Raw genomic sequence first — 22,229 nt, 5'->3', positions numbered from 1 at the left:
GTAGATATGGAATTACTAATGACAAGATTGCATGAAGCCACTGTGTTGTTGTATGCCATCAGTATGCTTTTATATTTTATTGACTTCCTTAATAATAACCAGAAGGCTAATAAGGTCGCCTTCTGGTTGCTTTCTATTGTTTGGGTACTGCAAACAATTTTTTTGTTTCTGTATGTAATGAAAACGGGAAGGTTCCCGGTATTGACGATTTTTGAAGGCTTATATTTTTATGCATGGGTCCTCATATCGTTATCTTTGATCATTAACCGATTGCTAAGAGTCGACTTTACGGTCTTTTTTACGAATGTATTAGGTTTCATGGTTATGGCCATCCATACATTTGCACCTGTTCAGATAGAATCTCAAGTGCTTGCACAGCGTCTGGTTTCAGAGCTATTGCTCATACATATCACTTTTGCCATCCTATCTTATGGGGCATTCACGCTTTCTTTCGTGTTTTCACTACTCTACTTAATTCAATATGATCTGTTGAAACGGAAGAAGTGGGGGAAACGGCTGCTTCGACTCGGCGATCTAACTAAGCTCGAGCAAATGTCTTATGTCCTAGCAGTAATAGGTGTTCCATTATTGGTGGTATCACTTATCTTGGGGATTCAATGGGCTTATATAAAAGTGCCTGGGGTATCCTGGCTGGATATGAAGATCATCGGCTCATTTATTTTGCTCATCGCATACAGTGTATTTTTATACTTGAAAATTCGGAAACAAATGTATGGAAGGACGCTAGCCTTTCTGAATATTGGATCTTTCATGATTGTGTTAATTAACTTTTTCCTTTTCGGAAGCCTTTCAACATTCCACTTTTGGAATACATAGGAGGAAACTATGAGAAAAATAATTGTCGGTTCTAGACGTAGTAAATTAGCGATCACCCAAACGAACTGGGTTATCGATCAACTTAAAGAGCTTGGGGTTCCATACGAGTTCGAGGTGAAGGAAATTGTCACAAAGGGTGACCAAATCCTTGATGTAACGCTTTCCAAGGTAGGCGGAAAAGGCTTATTCGTTAAAGAAATCGAGCAAGCGATGCTGGATAAAGAAATTGATATGGCTGTACATAGTATGAAAGATATGCCGGCAGTGCTTCCTACAGGATTGACGATTGGTTGCATACCACCGAGGGAGGACCATCGGGATGCCTTGATTTCCAAGAACCATGAAACCCTTTCTGAACTGAAACCCGGTTCCATCATAGGTACAAGCAGCTTGCGCCGTGGCGCTCAAATTTTGGCTAGAAGGCCGGACCTTGAAATTAAATGGATTCGCGGGAATATCGATACCCGTTTGAATAAGCTGAAAACGGAAGATTATGATGCTATCATTTTAGCTGCAGCAGGACTATCAAGAATGGGATGGGAACAGGGCATCGTAACGGAATTCTTAGATGAAGATATTTGCATTCCGGCAGTTGGACAAGGAGCACTATCCATTGAATGCCGTGAAGATGACAAAGATCTGCTGGCAGAACTTGCGAAATTGACCTGTGAAAAAACGAAAAGAACGGTTGAAGCGGAACGTGCCTTTTTGGATAAAATGGAAGGCGGATGCCAGGTTCCGATTGCCGGATTTGCGGTAGCAAAAGATAATGGATCCGTTTCCTTGACGGCTTTGGTCGCTTCTCCTGATGGAAAGGTGATTTATAAAGAAATGGTCGAGGGGGCAGATCCCGTGACAGTTGGGCATGATGCTGCCAAGCAGATTAGTGAAATGGGCGGTAAAGAATTGATCGATCGCGTAAAAGAGGAGCTTGATCAGTAATGAAACCCTTTCAACCTCTTAAGGATTACCGGGTATTAATCACGAGAGGGAAAGGGCAGGCAGATGGTTTAAAAGATTCGATCGAGAAAAATGGCGGAACGCCGCTTCTTGTGCCATTGCTTGAGTTCACTCTTCCTGATCATATGGAAGAGGTTCATCAGCGTTTAGGTGAGTTGCTTACCTATGACTGGATCATTCTGACAAGTCAAAATGGGGTGGATTTCTTCTTTAAGCTTCTTGGTAAACTGCCTTTAAAGCTTCCGAAAATAGCCGTTATCGGCTCCAAAACAGAAGCGGCCCTGAAACGGCATGGGTATAAGGCGGATTTCGTGCCAGCTCAGTTTGTTGCTGAAGGGTTTGTTTCGGAGTTCATGACCTTACTTGATCCCGGGTCACGCGTATTGCTGGCAAAAGGAAATCTCGCCAGGGCGGTTATTGCGGAGGCAATCAATGAAGGTGGAGCATCGTGTGATGAAGTGATTATTTATCATACCGTGCTTCCTCGAAGCAGTGAAAAAAAACTCGTGCAACTTATAACGAATCATGAAATCGACGTCATAACCTTTACGAGTTCTTCGACGATCCATCATTTTTTGCAGATTATGGAACGCTGTGAGTTGGATACATACATAGACCGGATCATCATCGCATGCATCGGACCGATTGCCGCTAAAACGGCTGAAAAACATGGGCTATCCGTCGATGTTTGTCCAGATGTTTATACGACGGATGCCATGGTTGCTGATTTAATACGCTTCATCGTGAAAAGAAATAATAAGGGAGGAACTTTAAAATGAAAAACATTCCATTCAATCGCCACCGTCGCTTGCGTGCAAGTGCTGGCATGAGGGCTTTAGTCCGTGAAACACAATTGCATAAAGAGGATTTGATCTATCCGATTTTCGTCATCGACGGTGAAAATGTAAAAAATGAAATCAACTCGATGCCGGGTATCTATCAGTTATCCATGGATAATCTGGGAGCGGAAATGGATGAAGTCGTGAGTCTGGGCATAAAGTCAGTCATTTTATTCGGTGTCCCTTTTGATCATGATAAAGACGAACAGGGCACAGGTGCTTTTCACCATAACGGACTTGTGCAAGAGGCAACCCGCTTTATCAAAAAACAATATCCAGAAGTCATTGTCATTGCTGATACCTGCCTTTGTGAGTATACAAGCCATGGACATTGCGGGGTCGTTGAAGGGGAAAAGATCCTGAATGACGCTTCTCTTGACCTTCTTGCCAAAACGGCAATCAGCCAGGCTGAGGCCGGTGCCGATATCATTGCCCCTTCCAATATGATGGACGGTTTCGTTGCGGCCATCCGTGCAGGTCTGGATGAAGCGGGCTATGAAGATATTCCGATCATGTCCTATGCAGTGAAATATGCCTCGGCTTTTTACGGTCCATTCCGAGATGCTGCGAATGGTGCACCACAATTTGGCGACAGGAAAACTTACCAAATGGATCCCGCCAATCGCCTTGAAGCATTCCGTGAAGCTGAATCCGATGTTGCTGAAGGTGCGGATTTCCTAATCGTAAAACCAGCCCTATCCTACATGGACATCATCAGGGACGTTAAGAATAACTTTAATCTCCCGATTGTTTCCTATAATGTCAGCGGTGAATACTCAATGGTTAAGGCAGCTGCCCAAAATGGCTGGATTGATGAAAAAGCGATAGTGATGGAAATGCTGACAGGCTTGAAACGCGCAGGTTCCGACTTGATCATTACGTATTTTTCAAAAGAGGTAGCACGCTGGATAAACGAAGATAATCAAGGATGATTACAAATAAAACCTGTAATGGAAAAGGGGATTGAATCATGCGGTCATATGAAAAATCGAAAAAAGCGTTTGCCGAAGCAAAAGACTTGATGCCAGGCGGCGTGAACAGCCCGGTACGTGCCTTCAAATCTGTGGACATGGATCCAATTTTCATGGAGCGCGGAAAAGGCTCAAAAATGTATGATATCGATGGGAATGAATATATAGACTATGTTCTTTCATGGGGACCGCTTATCCTGGGTCACACGAATGACCGTGTCGTGGAATCATTGAAAAAGGTAGCGGAATCAGGTACAAGCTTTGGAACCTCTACACTGATTGAGAATGAACTGGCTAAGTTGGTCATTGAACGGGTGCCTTCGATTGAGATGATCCGGATGGTATCTTCAGGAACCGAAGCGACGATGAGTGCCCTAAGGTTGGCACGAGGCTTTACAGGCCGGGATAAAATCCTGAAATTCGAAGGTTCTTATCATGGGCATGGCGATTCATTGCTAATCAAAGCGGGATCCGGTGTTGCAACATTAGGTTTACCTGATAGCCCGGGAGTACCGGAAGGCATTGCGAAAAATACGATTACCGTACCATATAATGATCTTGCTGCAACCAAATATGCGTTTGAACAATTTGGCGAAGACATCGCCTGTATCATCGTAGAACCTGTTGCGGGGAACATGGGCGTCGTTCCGCCACAGCCAGGTTTCCTCGAAGGCTTACGTGAAGTGACGACCCAATACGGGGCTCTATTGATCTTTGACGAAGTGATGACCGGGTTCCGTGTCGGCTATAATTGTGCACAAGGCTATTTTGGCATCGTACCGGACCTGACTTGCCTTGGGAAAGTAATTGGCGGTGGCTTGCCGGTCGGAGCTTTCGGAGGAAAGCGCGAATTCATGGAACGAATCGCCCCGAGTGGGACAATCTATCAAGCAGGAACATTGTCTGGTAACCCTCTGGCCATGACGGCTGGTCTTGAAACGCTGAGCCAATTGACTCCAGAATCTTATGAAGAGTTCACCCGAAAAGGTGATATCCTTGAAAAAGGCATTGGAGAAGCAGCGGAAAAATACGGAGTTCCCCATACATTCAATCGTGCCGGTTCCATGATTGGGCTTTTCTTTACAAATGAAGAAGTCGTAAATTATGATACAGCAAAAACATCCGATTTAGAGTTCTTTGCTTCTTACTATAGGGAAATGGCGAATCAAGGCATCTACTTGCCGCCATCCCAGTTTGAAGGTTTATTCCTATCAACAGCACATAGTGATGAAGATATCGAAAAGACCATTGAAGCGGCAGAAAAGGCCTTTGCAAAATTAAAAAAATGATGCAAAAAACTTTCTGGCTAATTAAGCAATCATAAATATTAAACAGGCACCATTTTCCAAAAATCTTTTGGAGAATGGTAGCCTGTTTTTTTGAATTCAATCAGTAAGCGGAAGAATGCTGATTAAAAGTTGAAGGCCGAATAAAAGGGTGGTAGGACGGAATAAAAGGTTGAAGGCCGAAATAATAGGGAGATAGGACGGAATAAAAGGTTGAAGGCCGAAATAATAGGGAGATAGGACGGAATAAAAGGTTGAAGGCCGAAATAATAGGGAGGTAGGACGAATAAATAGATTGAAGGTCGAAATAAAATGGAGATAGGACCGAATAACTGGTTTTAGGACCAAATTTAAATGGTTTCAGGCTGATTGCATTGATCCAATTCTACATTGATTTTAGCCTGGAAAAATAGAATCTCCTCCTTTTTAGTGGTTCAGGATAAATAAGATCTGGATGGCGGCAAATGAAATTAAGGAATAATCATCTTCCTACCTTCATAGATTGATAATGGTATAGGTACCGTTTCCTGAAGCTGAAAGGAGGAGTTGTCTTGTCGCAAGAAAATGAATCGTATTTACGATTTTCTTTAGAGGAATCCGTTTGGTTCCAGAAGGGACAGGAAGTGGCTGAGCTCTATTCCATTTCCCTGGATCCGAATGTGACGATTCAAGAAAGTGATCAATATGTTTTTATACGAGGCTCGTTAGATTTATGCGGTGAATACAAAGACTCGCAAAATGGTGAGGAAGAGGAGTTTTCGCAGACCTTTTTGCCAAAATCCGTTCAAAAGGTCGAGAGGCATCCCAATGGACTTAATGAGTTCACACACCGTTTTCCGGTTGATATAACGATTCCGAATAATCGGATTGCCTCATTAGAGGAGATCGATGTCTCGATTCAAAGCTTTGATTATGCCCTGCCTGAGCATAACTGTTTGAAATTGCAGGCGGATTTGTTGATAACTGGAATCTATAATGATTCATATGTGGAACAACGGTTCGATACGGAGCAGGAAGTTGGGGAAACAGAGGGAGAAGAAACGGATGGGGAAAATGAGTCATACATTCCTTATGCGGCTGCAGTGCCGCCAATCCCGGATTTTCAGCCTGTTTTCCGTGATGAGCAGGAGGAAGAGTTATACACGCCTTTTTCTGCAGAGGCAAGACGAGTATCTGAAGCGAACGAAGAAGAAGAAGAGGAACCAATCTATTTAAGCGATCAGCATAATGCCCCAGTCTTTGAAATTCCCGTTTCACCATATCCTGAAGAGGAGGAGTGGGAAACGGAAGTGCACAGACAGGAAGATGCTGAAGCTGTAGAGGAAGAAGTGAATTTTATAAGTGATCAGCCTGACCCCACAGAGGAGGTACCTGTGTCATTCGTGGATGAGGAGAAACTGGAGGAAGAAGTAAGTAGGCAGGATTCCATAGTGGAGACGGAGACTCCTAGAGTGACTTTGAAAGAAGAAGTGGTAGAAGAGCCTCATCAAGATAGCCCAGTTTCAAATCTTGAAACCGAGGACGTCATCCGGCAGGAAGAAGATGACGTTGTAACGGGACCTATCCTAAATGAACATGTGAAGGTGGAACAGGAAGAGGAGTCCAATTCATCCATAAGCGATCTATTCAAAAAGAGGGAAAGACCAGCTCCCCCAGCCAAGGAAGTCAAAAATTTCAAAGGCAGGAAACAAGCAGCTAAGCGTGATGATAAAGATACGGCCGATCATGATGAAAAGCAGCTTTCCATCATGGATTTATTCGGACGGAAACAAGAAGAAGAACTGGTAAGGATGAAGGTTTGCATTGTCCAGCAAGGGGAAACGCTTGACGACTTGGCTCAACGTTATGATGTTACGGTTCAATCCATACTTTTCAGCAATGAATTGGAGTCGAATCAAAACGTCCATGAAGGGCAAGTCATATATATACCGAAGGCCGTTGTATATAAGAATTGACCAGGACAGAGAGCAGAGCATATGGTCTGCTCCTGTTTTTTACTAGGGTAAAGTTGTTGAACGGCGTTAGAGCAGCCTGATTGGCCACTGGACTTTGGTGACTATAGGAATCGGATTGAGTTTTTTTAGAGAAAGTGAGTGAGTCTCGTGAGGGAAAACGAGAATCAGCAGCCTGCTAATCGGGATCTTGACACGGAAACCGTCTTGAAGGAATATGCCATGTATGTACAATATATTGAGGATTTCGGGCGTGTAAAAAAAGTATACACTGATCGCGGTACATTTGCCTTGAAATCGATTTTACCGCATAACGGCATTGATTTTATAAAAAATGTTCAAAAACTGTACCATCGCGGCTATAACAGGATCGTTCCCATTTATCAAACGATGGATCAGCGTTACGCCGTTCTTCATAATGGACGTTTGTATTACCTGATGCCCTGGTTGAATAATGAAGGGGACGGGGAGCGCGTTGAAAAGCATAAGCAAATGTTCAGGGAGCTTGCCCGGATGCATACGCTGTCCGTTAGGGAAATACAGGTGGATCCAGAGGAACGGGAAGCCCATTATGAGCGGACGCTTGATGCCTGGAATAATGAGAAGGACTTTATGGATGAGTATATTGTCAGCTGTGAAAAGAAGTGGTATATGTCTCCAGTCGAAATGACGGTTTGTTCTTTCTACACTGATATTTCACAGGCACTGAAGTACTCGATCAAGAAGTTTGAAACTTGGTATGAAAAAACGAAGGAAAGTGAAAAGGTTCGAACCGTGGTCACGCACGGAAAGGTCTCTTTGAAGCATTTCGTTTATGACGAACGCGGATATGGCTACTTCATCAATTTTGAGAATTCGAATACGGCACCGCCTCATTTCGATTTACTGCCATTTCTCGTTAAGTCGGCCAGGACCTATCCTGTCCAATGCGATGACTGCGTCGACTGGCTATATAACTATTTTCGTTATTTTCCGTTGAAAGAAGAAGAATTGCTGCTCATGCAAAGTTATCTGGCTTTCCCTGGATCAGCTTTGGAATTAGTGAAGGGTTATTCCGATGGCAGGGGACATCGTTCAGAGCTTGATAATGTTACTCAACTGCAGCGGCAATTTTGGCTACTGAAGAATATTGAGTATATGGTGATGAAAATCGAAGAGATCGAACAGCAGAAAAAGGCGGCTGCCGAGGCTGCCAAAGAAGAGCAATCACCCCCAAGCTAAATATACATGATTGGATCATCTCCAGTCATGTATATTTTTTTGCTGTAAGGGAATAATTAAATCCATTCGAAATACAAAGACATGGCCAAGAAAATAAAGGCGATTAGCAGGAGCATATCGAAGAAAGTAGGGAAAATCAGCGTACGCAATCCTTGGAATAAGACAAAGGGGATGATGAACTGCTGGCAAACACCCCGGAATTTTTTCATCCAAGGCGGTAAAGTATAGGGGGTATATCTTCGCTTCATATTATTACCTTCCTTTTTAGGGCTTCTTATATTCTATGGGCGGGTAGTGGAAAAGGTGAAAAAACGGTCACATTCACTGTTCCTGGAGGATAAAATAAAGAAAATGGCCGGGCAGCGGGATCGAATGCATGTAATGGAATGCTTGCTAAAGAAAGAAAGCGAAAAGATGATTGACTGGAGCCCCATATTTTTTGTACTATATACTATATGCATTCAATGATTTTACATATGAATATAAATCAATGCAAAGACCGGAAATAGTAAGATGAAATGCACTTTTCAGAGAGGAAACCAATTGGTGCGAGGTTTCCAGGCAGCAGCATCCGAAGTCGTCCGCGAGCAGTTTTCGTGAAAGATCTTAAGTAGCGAAGGCCGGTGAAGAGCCGTTATCCGATTTGAGAGCCGAAAGAGATTTTTTACTTTTTCGGAAAAAAGGTGGCACCGCGAACAACTTCCTTCGTCCTTTTGTGATGATGGAAGTTTTTTTTATGCCCAAATAAGGAGGAAATGATATGGAAGAGAACCAAATTTCGATGCCGACTAAATATGATCCGCAGACGATAGAGAAAGGCCGCTACAAATGGTGGCTTGATGGGAAGTTTTTCGAAACGACGGGTGACGATAAAAAAGAACCATACACGATTGTCATCCCCCCGCCGAACGTGACTGGTAAGCTGCATCTTGGCCATGCATGGGATACGACACTTCAAGATATATTGACACGCATGAAAAGGATGCAAGGCTATGATGTTTTATGGTTGCCGGGCATGGATCATGCCGGTATCGCCACTCAAGCGAAAGTTGAACAGAAACTTCGTGCGGAAGGCGTGAGCCGTTATGACCTTGGACGTGAAAAGTTCGTGGAAGAGACATGGAAATGGAAAGAGGAATACGCGAGCCATATCCGTGAACAATGGTCAAAGCTGGGTCTTGGACTTGATTATACCCGTGAGCGCTTCACTCTTGATGAAGGGCTTTCAAAAGCAGTGCGCGAAGTGTTCGTTTCGCTTTATAAGAAGGACTTGATTTATCGCGGCGAATACATCATCAACTGGGATCCATCAACGAAAACGGCGTTATCCGATATCGAGGTTATTTACAAAGATGTACAGGGTGCATTTTACCATATGAAATATCCGTTAGTTGACGGATCAGGTGAAATTGAAATAGCCACCACCCGTCCGGAAACGATGCTTGGCGATACTGCGGTTGCTGTACATCCTGAAGATGATCGGTATAAACACTTAGTCGGCAAAAAGGTTCGCTTGCCAATTACAGGCCGAGAAATCCCGATTGTCGGTGATGACTATGTCGATATGGAATTCGGTTCAGGCGCGGTTAAAATTACTCCTGCTCATGATCCTAATGACTTCGAAATCGGGAACCGTCACGATTTGGAGCGTATCCTTGTCATGCATGAAGATGGCTCGATGAATGAAAAGGCCGGTAAATATGAAGGTATGGACCGTTTTGAATGCCGTAAACAAATCGTCAAAGACCTTCAGGAAGAGGGAGTACTCTTCAAAATCGAAGATCACCTTCACTCAGTAGGTCATTCAGAGAGAAGCGGTGCTGTTGTTGAACCATATCTATCGACTCAATGGTTCGTAAAAATGCAGCCTCTAGCTGATGCATCCGTTGATCTTCAAAAAGGATCCGATGAGGAAAAAGTTCATTTCGTACCGGATCGTTTCGAAAAAACGTATCTCCGTTGGATGGAAAATATCCGCGACTGGTGCATTTCCCGTCAGCTTTGGTGGGGTCACCGCATTCCAGCCTGGTACCATAAAGAAACAGGTGAAGTGTATGTAGGACATGAAGAGCCTGCGGATGCTGAAAACTGGGAACAAGATACAGACGTTCTGGATACATGGTTCAGCTCGGCTTTATGGCCGTTCTCGACTATGGGTTGGCCTGACAAAGACAGCGTCGATTTCAAACGATACTACCCAACAGGAGCGCTAGTGACAGGCTATGATATCATTTTCTTCTGGGTTTCAAGGATGATTTTCCAAGCACTTGAGTTCACGGGCGAACGTCCATTTGAAGATGTACTGATTCACGGTCTTGTTCGTGACGAACAAGGACGCAAGATGAGTAAATCGCTTGGTAACGGTGTCGATCCGATGGATGTCATCGATCAATACGGTGCCGATTCGCTGCGTTACTTCTTATCAACGGGCAGCTCACCAGGTCAGGACCTTCGTTACAGCACGGAAAAAGTGGAAGCGGTTTGGAACTTCTCCAACAAAATTTGGAACGCATCCCGTTTTGCATTAATGAACATGAATGGCATGACGTATGACGAAATCGATTTAAGCGGTGAAAAATCTGTAGCCGATAAATGGATTTTGACACGTTTGAACGAAACGATTTCAAACGTGACAAGACTCGCTGACCGTTATGAGTTCGGTGAAGTCGGCCGTGTGCTTTACAACTTCATTTGGGATGATTTCTGTGACTGGTATATTGAAATGGCGAAGCTTCCGTTATATGGCGAAGATGAAGCGGCTAAGAAAACGACGCGCTCGATCTTGGCTTATGTACTGGATAATACGATGAGATTGTTGCACCCGTTCATGCCATTCATTACCGAAGAAATCTGGCAGAACCTTCCGCATGAAGGTGAGTCGATCACTGTTGCCGCTTGGCCGGAAGTAAATGAAGGATTGACAGATACAGCTGCAGCCGAGGAAATGAAGCTGCTTGTTGAAATCATCCGCGCCGTCCGTAATATCCGTGCTGAGGTGAACACGCCGCTAAGCAAAAAAATCAATTTGATTTTAAAAGCGAAAGATGAGTCCATCTTAGAAACGTTAAAGAAAAACAGCAGTTATATCGAGCGTTTCTGTAATCCTGAACAATTGACGATCGGTATCGAAGTCGAAGAACCTGCTCAAGCCATGACAGCTGTCGTAACTGGCGTAGAACTAATCCTTCCGCTGACAGGGCTGATCAATATCGACGAAGAAGTGAAACGTCTTGAAAAAGAACTCGACAAACTTAATAAAGAAGTTGAACGCGTACAGAAAAAATTAGGCAATGAGGGCTTCGTTAAAAAGGCGCCGGCAAGCGTCATTGAAGAAGAACGTGCTAAAGAAAAAGACTATAGCGAAAAACGCGACTCTGTGATCCACAGGATCAGCGAACTGAAACAACTGTAAAACAAAAGGATGAACCAGCTAATATGCCGGTTCATCCTTTTTTGTGTTGGACGACATTGATTCGAAAATCAAATGTTCCGTTAGGAGGATAGACTTTCTTTTATGAATGTAAGGTACTCCGATACGATATTGATGTCACTTAGTGCACTTAATGTCCGGCTGCCGACTACATCCTCGATTTCGTTGAGCATGAGGCTGCCATCCTCGGCAAATATGAAATCGATCCCGACCAGACCGAAATCAAACGCTTCGATAACTCTTTCTACAAGGGCTAAATCGGAAGCGGTCAGCTCATATATGGAAGCCGATCCCCCAAGCGTATAATTTGCCTTGAAACTTGAAGCGGATTCCCTAAGTACAGCAGCCTTCACTTTTTTACCAACTACAAAAACGCGGATATCCTTTCCGAATAAGCCGGGTTTTTGGACAATCCAATTTCCGTCATTCAGTTCGGCCAAATCATCGGCATGCTCGATTAAATATACTTGTTTCCCGCCGCGGCCACGCGTTTCTTTAGCAATGAAAGGGAACTCCATGTCATCGGCATTCGGCTTTCCGTTGCAATATATGGTATCGGCCATTGGAATTCCCATCGAGGACAAATATTGATGCGTCCTTGCTTTGTCATTCGCGATTTCCGATACGAATGAGGAGTTAAAGCAGGCAATCCCCATTTGCTCCAGTTGCCTTGTTAGAAAAGGATCGATGGCCCGGACGATAGCAAAGTCTGGCAATGCAATTGGCTGAGCTGCATGTTCCACGTACAATTCGTTGGAACGATGACCGATTCTAAGGTCTTCCCGATGGTAAAAGTGTAAATCAAGATCAAGCTTACTGGCTTCGTCAAGCATCCAATCTATGTATCCTTGATTTTTCACGGCATCCTCACGGTTATAAATCAACCAACCTACTTGTTTTTTCATCAGATGCACTTCCCTTTCCTAATTTGTTCAAGATATAATCAAACATGCTCTCAGCGATGTTGATGCCAGTACATTCATAAATATTTAGTAAATGCGAATTCGAATTCACTTCGCACAAAAGCGGCCCCTCTTTACCGAACAACAAATCGACGCCAGCGAAGTCGGCACCTAGTATCTCCGCACAACGGATGGCAAGTTGTGCTTCTTCCCTAGTGGGTGTATAGGGGGCAGCCTGACCACCGACAGTCATATTAGCTCGGAAGTCGTTCTCGGAATGGCGTTGCATCGCTGCTATGACTTGATTGCCGACGACATTCACACGAATATCCCGTCCTTTACTATGTTCGATGAATTCCTGAATGATAAATGGTTTGTGGCCAAGTATGCGGATGGTCTTTAGTAACTCATCCTCTGTTTGGATCAAATATACTTGTTCCCCAAAAGAACCGTATGCTTCCTTAACGATAAGTGGATACCCAAGTTCAATACCGATTTGTATGAAGGCATCCATATTGACCCTTTCAATACCTTCGTACGTGAAAGGTGGAAACAAGGTTTTTGGCATCGGTATGCCATGACTGGCCAATGCTTGATGTGTTTTTGCTTTACTGTCGCAAATATCGATTGCCGTGCTGCTGTTATATACGGGGATGCCGAGCAATTCCAAATGGCGTGCCAAATGAATGTCTTTATCCATGAACAGAACAAAATCAGGCAGCATATCAAAGGCTCCTTTAATTAGCGGCACTCCTTTTTCGATTATGGGAATAAGATCTGAATTGCGGATAAGGGTTGCTGTGATCTCTTTCCTTTCAGCCGCTTCTTTAATGAAGAAAGCTAAACTGGAAAACTTATCATGCTGTAAATAGCCGTTAACGACAATCCAACAGTGGAGATCTGAAGGTTTCATGGTAAAACACTACCTTTCATCTAGGTTAATCGTTCATATATTGATAAAATAATCTTAACGCATAAGAGCGGTATAAAGAAAGAGGAGGCTCAATGATTAATGGTAACAACCATGAAAGACATCAATCATTTTTTTGAACGGCGCCAAGTTCAATTGGGCATGAATTTTGGCCTATCACGAATGGAAACATTGTTAACTGAATTGGGTGACCCCCATAAGGCGCTAAAGTATATTCACATTGCAGGATCAAACGGGAAAGGATCAACCTTGCAATATATTAAAGAAATCCTTCTTGCTGAAGGGATTCGGGTCGCTTCCTTCACTTCACCATATTTAGTGCGGATGAATGAACAGCTGAAGATAAATGCGGATGAAATAAGTGATAAGGATTTTATCGCTGCCTTCCGCGAGCTGTGGCCGTTCATCCAAGAGATGGACAATAAGGGGGATGGTCCCACTCAGTTTGAAATATTGACTGCGATGGCATTCTCTTATTTTAGCAAAAAGGAAGTGGATTTGGTTTTGATGGAAACAGGGCTTGGAGGCAGGCTCGATACAACGAATGTCATCCAGCCGTTTCTTTCGATCATTACCTCGATTTCTTTGGAACATACGAGCATCCTGGGTAACACACTTGGGGAAATTGCTTCAGAGAAGGCGGGCATCATTAAAAGCGGGGCGCCGGTCATCAGCGGAGTCAACGCTTGGGAACCAGCAAAAGTAATCGAAGAAAAAGCATCTTCATTAGGCGTCCCCCATTACCAATTAGGCAAAGACTTTCATGTAGGGAATGTGAAGCAAAGTGAGCAAGGACAAAGTTTCTCCTTTTCGCTTGCCGATAGGTCCATCGAAAATGTGGAAATGCAGATGTTGGGACGTCATCAAATCGAGAATGCGGCACTGGCCATTGCTGCTGTCCTGGTAGGAATGGAAAATATCGATGAAAAAAGCATCCTTAAAGGGATAGGGGAGGCGAAATGGGAGGGGCGTTTTGAAAAAATATCGGATGAGCCGTTGGTGATCATTGATGGTGCACATAATCCTGCCGGCATCGATGTATTGATGGAAACGCTAAAATTGAATTATCCTGAATATAAGTACCGGTTCATATTCAGTTCATTTAAAGATAAAAATTATTCCCAGATGCTTCGAGGACTGGAAACGGAAACGATTGAAATCATCATTACCGAATTCGAACATGAACGGGCGGCGGATGCTCAAACACTTTATGAAGAATGTCATCATGAAAATAAAACAATAAACAAGGATTGGCAGACGGCGATAAGGGAAGGCAGAAGAAAAACAGGGGAGAAAGAGGTTCTTGTCATAACAGGTTCCCTTCATTTCCTTTCACTTGTGAGGGGATTTCTATCTGAAAGTTAAAAAATTCAAAGTGGATGATGATTGATGTGGTACCTCCATAGAGAATGCTAAATGGATAGATGGTGAACTGGTTATTTTTTCTTCTCCATATGCAGAGGCACGATTGTGATTAATTAACTTACATCAGTAACAGTCTCAAAAAAAGGACCTTTTCAATGGTCCTTTTCCCTTTTTAAGAAGGACAGCTCATTTCTATTTAACAGGGACTTCGAAAAAGAAAAAAATCTAATAGAGTGATTGATAACAAAACACCGCGTATATTTGTTAAAATATGTTTATATATTGATTCTGAATAGTAGTTTGGACTTAACGGCTTTAAGCAGAGCCGGGTAGGGAAAATGAAATATGGGAGGAATGAATAATCATGAAGAACCCAAATGATTATGACAAAGTCGCATATCCTGTGAAAGGAATGGGACATGACCTTAGAGATACAACGAAAGTGAATCGAATCCTCGTGCACTCTGTATAAATGATGGGTATCCATTTCTATCTCTTCGTCCTGGGCTTAATTTTAGGCTCATTCTTTAACGTCGTCGGTTTAAGTGTTCCAGCAAATAATCCATTTGCGAATCGTCGATCCGCTTGCCCATCTTGTGGGCGTACATTGACCTTCTTCGAGTTGATACCGGTTATTTCTTATATGTTGCAAGACGGAAAATGCCGGGGCTGTAAAGCAAGGATTTCCCTCCTTTATCCGGTAGTGGAATTGCTGACCGGTGTTTTGTTTGCCTCAGCTCCCATATTTCTTGGCTGGTCTGGTGAACTCTGGGTTGCCTGGACATTGATTTCATTATTTATGATCATCTTGGTGTCTGATGTAGCCTATATGCTCATACCTGATAAAATACTGCTTTTCTTTACGGTGATTTTTATGGTTTTAAGGGTTTCATTTCCGCTGTCACCCTGGTGGGATTCAATTTTCGGAGCAGCGGTTGGTTTTAGCCTTCTGCTATTAATCGCTGTTGTGAGTAAGGGGGGCATGGGTGGCGGTGATATTAAGCTCTTTGCAGTGATTGGCTTTGCATTGGGGATGAAGATGGTCCTGTTATCATTCCTTTTTGCGTGCTTTTATGGGGCATTCCTTGGCATCATAGGGTTGCTAACCGGAATTCTAAAAAAGAAAACGCTGATTCCTTTCGGTCCGTATATCGTTTTTGGGACATTGACTGCCTATTTTTGGGGCGACTCCATTTTATATTGGTATGTAACTTTTCTAAGATGAGCTTAAAGGACCATCACAGTTTACGGGGAATTTGTCAAAAATCACCTGAACAATGAGGCAGTAGGGAACTATCCCCATGCGGCTGCAAGTGAAGGTGACATGGAAGAGGAATGCATGTAATTGTTGAGAGGCGATATTAAAATGTTATGAACCAGAAGTACCAGTACCTGGAAGGCCCTTTTGGTTAACGGGATATGAATAGGGAAATTTGACGAAACCTATTAATGACAAGACGACAAAAGTCTTGTTATTTTTTTTTACCTCTATGATAGGATGAAAAAAATGACCTGGAGAGGAGGAAAAAAATTGGGCAAGCCGGAACAAAGCAAGGGCGTCACGATTAAAATAAATGGGGAAGAAAAAGTATTTGCCGATAAAAAGATTGAAAGTCAAGAGGCGGCGAGTGAGGAACAGGAACATCCAGATGAGAGTTTCGAATGGATACTCCCTGAGGATTCAAATGAGAACAAGATCGTATTGGTTCCCACACCTCCAAAGAAGAAATTGCCAAAGCTGATCGGTTTTGGTACCAGTTCGCTGAAAAGCTCGGATAAAAGACCGATCAAGACATTCATGATCGCCGTCATTTGTGCTGTTTTTTTTGGGTCGATTCTTGGCTTGATTGCCGTTAAAACGATAACAAAGGAAAAAGCCGCAGTATCTTCGGTCGAGACCACGATTCCAACGGAAGCTACTGTTGAGGATAAAAAAACGGCAGTGAAAGAACCAGGTACCCAACTGAAGACATTCCTTGTACAGGGAGGTGTATTCAGCAGCGAGGATGCGGCAAGGCAAATACAAAAGAAAATCATTGAAAAGCAGGTTCCAGCTGAAATTTTCAAATTGGAAGACAGCTATTATTTATTCTTGGGATCGGCAGAGAGTCTAGTTGCAAGTAAGGAGCTGGCCTTGTTCTTAAAGTCCTATGATGTGGACGTATATTGGAAGGAAATCAATTTTGAAGCTGCTGGGACAAGCCAGGAAGATGAGAAAACCCTCGACAAGATGATGGAAGTATATGCTTCATTGGCAGAAACATCTTCAACCAAGCTTCGTGGAAAGGAAGGGACGGTAAACGAAGAAACCCTGAAAAAAAACATGGATGAACTGAAGGCGGGGAAATTATCGCCGGAGTTTTCGAATTTGAACGATGACTTGACTGCTGCGGCAAAGTCGATTGATGAATATGAGACTTCCAAAAAGGAAGAAAAGCTATTCAAGGCTCAAGAAAGTCTTCTTGATTTTTTATTGAATTACCAAAACATATCGAGTTAAGTAAAGAAAAAGGGGAGCTGCCTAATGGGACAAGCTCCCTTTTTGAACTCTCAGGTTACACTTTTTTTATTCTCCGGGAAATACTTACAGATATTTGTCGATTCCTAGTAAACAATAATTGTGGATTGCACCATAATTTGATAGGATAGATATGTATCTCCCTATGTAAAGAAAGGTGACTTTTTTATTATGCAGCCATTGATTTTAGCTTCTTCATCACCACGTCGTAAAGAACTTCTACAATTTCTTCAAATCCCCTTTGAATGCATGAATTCCAATGTCGATGAAAGTATTGATGAAAACATGTGTCCGGATGCTGCTGTGAAAGAGCTGGCCTCCCGTAAAGCGGAAGCCATCTCAGCAAAATTTCAGGAAAGCTGGGTTATCGGCTCGGATACCGTTGTTGTCCTTGATGGTGAGATATTGGGTAAGCCCACAAGCCGGGCGGATGGAAAAAGAATGCTGGAAATGCTATCAGGACGGACACATGAAGTATACACTGGTGTCGCCATCCTATTCGGCAGGCATCGCAGAGTATTCGCAGAAAAAACGGAAGTGACATTTTGGGAGTTGCCAGATGCTGAAATCGAACGTTATCTGGATAGCGGTGAACCCTTTGACAAAGCTGGCGGCTATGGGATTCAAGGATACGGATCTCTTCTTGTCGAACAGATCAAAGGCGACTATTTCTCTGTCGTCGGGCTTCCGGTTTCAAGACTGGCCCGGGAACTTAAAGCAATGCAGGCAGACTTAGGATAATGGATTTCCTCTGGCATCTTCCCTTTCTAAGGAAGGGTGGATTTTTTGAGTGAAAAAATGTTAATACGGGATTACCCGAAAGAAGAGAGGCCGCGCGAAAGGTTTTTGCAGGACGGACCGCAAAGTCTCTCCAATCAAGAATTGCTTGCACTGCTCTTGAGGACGGGATCGAGGGAAGAATCCGTTCTGCAACTATCCGGCAGGCTCATCAATTCCTTCAAGGGCCTGCGCCTGCTAAAAGAAGCTTCAGTGGAAGAACTGACCGTGATGAAAGGGATTGGTGAAGCGAAAGCGATTCAAATCCTGGCCTCAGTCGAACTTGGCAGGAGAATTAATAAATTGAATGATCAAGACCGTTATGTGATTCGATCTCCTGAAGATGGGGCCAATTATTGCATGGAAGAAATGCGGTTCTTGTCACAGGAACATTTCGTCTGTCTCTATTTAAATACGAAAAATCAAGTGCTACAAAAAACTACGGTCTTCATCGGCAGCCTCAATGCCTCAATCGTGCATCCGCGTGAGGTTTTTAAAGAAGCTTTCAGAAGGTCCGCTGCCTCTATCATCTGTCTTCATAACCACCCCTCCGGAGACCCCTCTCCCAGCAGAGAAGATATTGAAGTGACGAAAAGATTAGTCGAATGTGGTAAAATTATCGGGATCGAAGTATTGGACCATATCATTATCGGGGAACATAAATATGTTAGTTTGAAGGAAAAAGGTTATTTATGACACTATCAAAATTTTTGACGATACGATATAATATTGTTTATGATTTTTAAAAGAGGAAACTTTTTCAAAACTCTTATTGTCAAAAAACGACAAATTATTATTTGAACTTATAAAAAGGCATTTTTGTTTACGAAAGGGAGATACCATAATGTTTGGAATTGGCGCTAGAGATATAGGGATTGATTTAGGAACGGCGAATACGCTTGTATATGTAAAAGGAAAAGGGATTGCTGTACGTGAACCATCGGTTGTAGCTGTGCAAACAGATACAAAGCAAATCGTTGCAGTCGGAAACGATGCGAAAAACATGATTGGCCGTACACCTGGTAACGTGGTTGCCCTTCGCCCGATGAAGGACGGGGTAATTGCCGATTATGAAACGACGGCTACCATGATGAAGTACTATATGAAGGAAGCTCAAAAGAAGGGCGTATTCGGCAACAAGCCATATGTCATGATTTGTGTGCCTTCTGGAATTACGGCAGTTGAGCAGCGTGCTGTCATCGATGCAGCTAGACAAGCTGGAGCCCGTGATGCATACCCTATCGAAGAACCGTTTGCAGCAGCGATCGGGGCGGACCTTCCTGTTTGGGAACCTACAGGCAGCATGGTCGTTGATATCGGCGGAGGAACAACGGAAGTGGCAATCATTTCACTTGGCGGAATCGTAACAAGCCAATCCATCCGTATTGCCGGTGACGAAATGGATGATGCCATCATCGTTTACATCCGTAAGAACTACAATTTGATGATCGGTGAGCGTACTGCTGAAGCTATTAAAATGGAAATTGGTTCTGCTGGAGACACGGAAGGCGTAGAAAACATGGAAATTCGCGGCCGTGACCTATTGACTGGATTACCGAAAACGATCGAAATTACTGCTGAGGAAATATCCAAAGCATTAAGCGACACAGTTTCCGCAATTGTGGATTCCGTGAAAAACACTTTAGAGAAAACACCACCTGAATTAGCCGCTGACATCATGGACAGAGGTATTGTATTGACAGGTGGGGGTGCTTTGCTGCGCAATTTGGATAAAGTCATCAGTGAAGAAACGCAAATGCCGGTAATCATCGCTGAAAATCCGCTGGATTGTGTTGCAATCGGAACGGGTAAAGCGTTGGACCACATTCATTTGTTCAAGACTAAATCAAGAGATTCCCGATAAGCATTACTTCTCAAATAGGGCCGGCTCAACAAAAGGTGCAATTTTGAGCCGGTTTTTCTTATGTTTTGCTGTTTAATTTAACTGTTTTTTGGTCTGGATGAACAAGATAATTGAGTAAATTTTAGACCATTGAGTAAATTTTTAGACCATTACCATGGAGTAAATTTTTAGATAGAGGTGCAATTATCATGCCACAGTTTTTTAATAAAAAGCTCCTTCTCTTGCTCGTTAGTATTATCGTTCTCGTGGCATTGATCGGTTTTTCATTAAGAGAAAGAGAAGAGTTGACATGGCCGGAGCAATTCCTGAAAGATACGACAGGCTGGGTCGGAAATGTGTTTAATAAGCCAGTATCGGGTATAACAGGTTTTGTAGGGGGCTTAAAAGACCTTCAACATACATACGATGAAAACAAAAAATTGAAAGCCCGCTTGGATGAATATGTATTATTGAAAACCCAAGTCCAAGATTTAAAAGAAGAAAATGAAGAACTTCGCGATAACCTCAAAAAAGAAGATGACCTGCGGAAGTATTCGCCCACTCAGGCGACGGTCATCGGACGTAATCCTGACCGCTGGCATGAAATGCTGACGATTAATAAAGGGAAGCGTAATGGGGTAGAAAAAAATATGGCTGTCATCACTTCCAATGGATTAGTGGGTAAGGTGAAATCAGCGACGGATTTCACTGCTTCGGTTCAACTCTTAAGTTCGATCGATAAAGCCAATCGTGTTTCAGCCATCGTTCAAGGCGATGATAAAGCATATGGCTTGATTGAAGGATTCGATGATAAGAAGAACCTTTTGCTGATGAAACGTATTCCTTACGATAAAAAGATCAAGAAAAATTCATTGGTCATCACATCCGGTTATGGAGGGATTTTTCCGAAAGGTCTGCTGATCGGGAAGGTTGTCGATGTCAAAGTGGATCAATATGGGTTGAACCAGACCGCATATATTGAACCTTCGACGGATTTTTATGATATTAACAATGTTATGGTCGTTCAGCGCGAAGTGGACGGTGCACCGAAAGAAAGTGAAGGGGAGGATGAAGCTGAGTGAAATATTTCATCCTTTCTTTTATAGCCTTGGTTTTTTTTGTTTTTGAAAGCATCTTCGCCCAGATGTTCGCTGGAGATGCATTCGGGGCCGATAAAATCCTCGTGCCCCATTTCATGATGGTTTTCGTTTTTTTCCTGACCATGTTCGGGTCCAGGAAAATGGGTATGCTTTATGGGGCGATTCTTGGGTTGACTTATGATGTCGTATATACGGAAATCCTTGGGACTTACATGTTCCTGCTGCCTTTTCTTGCCTATCTGATATCGAAATGCATGAAAATCCTGCAAAATAATATATTGATTGCCTGCCTTACTGCGTTTTTATTCACGGCAGTTTTAGAGGTTGTCATCTTTCAGATGAATATCATCCTTTCTTTTGCAGATATGGGATTTGGTGAATTTGCGGAACGAAGATTGCTGCCGACATTATTATTGAATCTCGCATTCATTATTATCAGTTGCTACCCTTTAAAGAGAATGATTGAAAAGCTTGATTTACAGGGAGAAACGGAATAACGTTCCTGTGTCTTAAGAAGCAGGAGGAAATGTATTTTCTCTTTTCCGTGTACGTAGAAAAAGGAAATTTGTTTTCCTATGTCGAATTATATTTCATTGAGGTGAAACAAACGTCATGAATAAAAGAATTCAGCAAAATGTCATGATTAAGGGAACAAAAGACGGGTTTATGCTTCATCTCGATGATTCTTGCTCATTTTCCGAGTTATTGAAAGAGTTAGAAGTGAAGCTTTCGGCAAACTATCAGTTTCAAGAAAATGACCCGTCCATTTCCGTAAAAGTACATACAGGGAACCGCTATCTTGATGAACAACAAGAAGAAAAGATTAAAGAGGTCATCCATAAAAAGAAGAAGCTTTTCGTAGATGAGATGATTTCGAATGTCCTGACGAAGGATGAAGCGAAACGATGGAAAGATGAAAACCAAGTGACGACCGTGACCAAGGTGATAAGGTCGGGACAGGTTTTTGAAGTTCCCGGAGACTTACTGCTAATAGGGGATGTCAATCCCGACGGAACGGTTCGTGCGGGTGGCAACATATATATCATGGGACAGCTAAAAGGAATAGCCCATGCCGGATATAAAGGGAATAATGAGGCCATTATAGCTGCCTCTGTCATGAAGCCTGCCCAGCTGCGCATTGCCGGACAAGTGAATTTATCTCCTGACCAATATACGAAATGGGGACATGACTTGGAATGTGCCTTCATGGATGAAGAAGAAAATATCATAATAGAAAAACTGCAAGTCTTAAAGAAATATAGACCTAATTTAAATAGATTAGAAGGGGGTCTCTAAT

At 43.0% G+C, this 22,229-nt stretch carries 20 protein-coding genes and 1 other annotated feature; of the genes, 17 read left to right on the top strand and 3 right to left on the bottom strand.

Translation table 11 applies throughout. The annotated features are described in order from the left end of the window. Positions 1-6: 6 nt before the first annotated feature. The 7 genes from QUF78_RS19355 (at position 7) to ysxE (ending at position 8,066) form a co-directional block, all read left to right on the top strand. Complete coding sequence (locus QUF78_RS19355) at positions 7-837, top strand: cytochrome C assembly family protein (protein ID WP_289315465.1); 831 nt, start codon at positions 7-9, stop codon at positions 835-837. Between the two features lie 9 nt (positions 838-846). Continuing rightward, on the top strand, positions 847-1,779 hold the full coding sequence (gene hemC, locus QUF78_RS19350) for a hydroxymethylbilane synthase (RefSeq protein WP_289325930.1): 933 nt from the start codon (positions 847-849) through the stop codon (positions 1,777-1,779). After that, positions 1,779-2,576: a uroporphyrinogen-III synthase gene (locus QUF78_RS19345; protein WP_289325929.1), complete on the top strand. Its 798-nt coding sequence runs from the start codon at positions 1,779-1,781 to the stop codon at positions 2,574-2,576. Before hemC ends, QUF78_RS19345 begins: the two co-directional genes overlap by 1 nt. Then, complete coding sequence (gene hemB, locus QUF78_RS19340) at positions 2,573-3,568, top strand: porphobilinogen synthase (protein WP_289325928.1); 996 nt, start codon at positions 2,573-2,575, stop codon at positions 3,566-3,568. Before QUF78_RS19345 ends, hemB begins: the two co-directional genes overlap by 4 nt. Before the next feature lie 38 nt (positions 3,569-3,606). Then, positions 3,607-4,896 carry a glutamate-1-semialdehyde 2,1-aminomutase gene (gene hemL / locus QUF78_RS19335; protein ID WP_289325927.1) on the top strand — a complete coding sequence of 430 codons (1,290 nt, stop codon included), beginning with the start codon at positions 3,607-3,609 and terminating at the stop codon, positions 4,894-4,896. A 548-nt stretch (positions 4,897-5,444) separates the two neighbouring features. Further along, the gene (locus tag QUF78_RS19330) at positions 5,445-6,848 is read left to right on the top strand and encodes a LysM peptidoglycan-binding domain-containing protein (RefSeq protein ID WP_289325926.1); all 1,404 of its coding nucleotides are present in this window, start codon (positions 5,445-5,447) and stop codon (positions 6,846-6,848) included. Between the two features lie 147 nt (positions 6,849-6,995). Further along, the gene (gene ysxE, locus QUF78_RS19325) at positions 6,996-8,066 is read left to right on the top strand and encodes a spore coat protein YsxE (protein ID WP_289325925.1); all 1,071 of its coding nucleotides are present in this window, start codon (positions 6,996-6,998) and stop codon (positions 8,064-8,066) included. Between the two features lie 56 nt (positions 8,067-8,122). Here the strand turns inward: ysxE and QUF78_RS19320 are convergent, their stop codons facing one another. Next, the gene (locus QUF78_RS19320; RefSeq protein WP_289325924.1) at positions 8,123-8,314 is read right to left on the bottom strand and encodes a hypothetical protein; all 192 of its coding nucleotides are present in this window, start codon (positions 8,312-8,314) and stop codon (positions 8,123-8,125) included. Between the two features lie 238 nt (positions 8,315-8,552). Continuing rightward, positions 8,553-8,782 (top strand) — a binding site (T-box leader). Positions 8,783-8,826: 44 nt separating this feature from the next. Between QUF78_RS19320 and QUF78_RS19315 the strand changes: the two genes are divergently transcribed. Next, entirely contained in the window at positions 8,827-11,478 is a 2,652-nt protein-coding gene (locus QUF78_RS19315) for a valine--tRNA ligase (protein ID WP_289325923.1), read from the top strand. Between the two features lie 80 nt (positions 11,479-11,558). On the opposite strand, the gene QUF78_RS19310 is transcribed toward QUF78_RS19315, so the two are convergent. After that, the gene (locus QUF78_RS19310) at positions 11,559-12,401 is read right to left on the bottom strand and encodes an ATP-grasp domain-containing protein (RefSeq protein ID WP_289325922.1); all 843 of its coding nucleotides are present in this window, start codon (positions 12,399-12,401) and stop codon (positions 11,559-11,561) included. Next, positions 12,370-13,311 (bottom strand): ATP-grasp domain-containing protein, encoded by a 942-nt coding sequence (locus QUF78_RS19305; RefSeq protein WP_289325921.1) that lies wholly within the window; start codon positions 13,309-13,311, stop codon positions 12,370-12,372. The genes QUF78_RS19310 and QUF78_RS19305 overlap by 32 nt, the downstream gene beginning before the upstream one ends. A 99-nt stretch (positions 13,312-13,410) precedes the next feature. On the opposite strand from QUF78_RS19305, the gene QUF78_RS19300 reads away from it, so the two are divergent. The 9 genes from QUF78_RS19300 to minC all read left to right on the top strand — a co-directional run bounded on the left by QUF78_RS19300 (position 13,411) and on the right by minC (position 22,228). Then, on the top strand, positions 13,411-14,694 hold the full coding sequence (locus QUF78_RS19300) for a bifunctional folylpolyglutamate synthase/dihydrofolate synthase (RefSeq protein ID WP_289325920.1): 1,284 nt from the start codon (positions 13,411-13,413) through the stop codon (positions 14,692-14,694). Between the two features lie 472 nt (positions 14,695-15,166). Then, entirely contained in the window at positions 15,167-15,919 is a 753-nt protein-coding gene (locus QUF78_RS19295) for a prepilin peptidase (RefSeq protein WP_289325919.1), read from the top strand. 306 nt (positions 15,920-16,225) lie between these two features. Beyond that, on the top strand, positions 16,226-17,194 hold the full coding sequence (locus QUF78_RS19290) for a hypothetical protein (RefSeq protein WP_289325918.1): 969 nt from the start codon (positions 16,226-16,228) through the stop codon (positions 17,192-17,194). Positions 17,195-17,383: 189 nt separating this feature from the next. Next, positions 17,384-17,953: a Maf family protein gene (locus tag QUF78_RS19285; protein WP_289325917.1), complete on the top strand. Its 570-nt coding sequence runs from the start codon at positions 17,384-17,386 to the stop codon at positions 17,951-17,953. 57 nt (positions 17,954-18,010) lie between these two features. Continuing rightward, a complete protein-coding gene (gene radC, locus QUF78_RS19280) occupies positions 18,011-18,685 on the top strand; it encodes a RadC family protein (RefSeq protein WP_289318324.1) in 675 nt (224 codons plus the stop codon). Between the two features lie 148 nt (positions 18,686-18,833). Then, positions 18,834-19,853, top strand: a complete 1,020-nt coding sequence (locus QUF78_RS19275) for a rod shape-determining protein (protein WP_034308871.1) — start codon at positions 18,834-18,836, stop codon at positions 19,851-19,853. A gap of 188 nt (positions 19,854-20,041) precedes the next feature. Then, positions 20,042-20,914, top strand: coding sequence for a rod shape-determining protein MreC (gene mreC, locus QUF78_RS19270; protein WP_289325916.1), 873 nt, complete (start codon positions 20,042-20,044; stop codon positions 20,912-20,914). Then, positions 20,911-21,429, top strand: coding sequence for a rod shape-determining protein MreD (mreD, locus tag QUF78_RS19265; RefSeq protein WP_289325915.1), 519 nt, complete (start codon positions 20,911-20,913; stop codon positions 21,427-21,429). Before mreC ends, mreD begins: the two co-directional genes overlap by 4 nt. A gap of 115 nt (positions 21,430-21,544) precedes the next feature. Further along, the gene (gene minC / locus QUF78_RS19260) at positions 21,545-22,228 is read left to right on the top strand and encodes a septum site-determining protein MinC (RefSeq protein ID WP_063232834.1); all 684 of its coding nucleotides are present in this window, start codon (positions 21,545-21,547) and stop codon (positions 22,226-22,228) included. Position 22,229: the final 1 nt, after the last annotated feature.

This window comes from Peribacillus sp. ACCC06369 (assembly GCF_030348945.1).
Classification (GTDB): domain Bacteria; phylum Bacillota; class Bacilli; order Bacillales; family DSM-1321; genus Peribacillus.
Note: the sequence above shows the minus strand (reverse complement) of the source record. Positions and strands in the feature narration are given on the sequence as shown.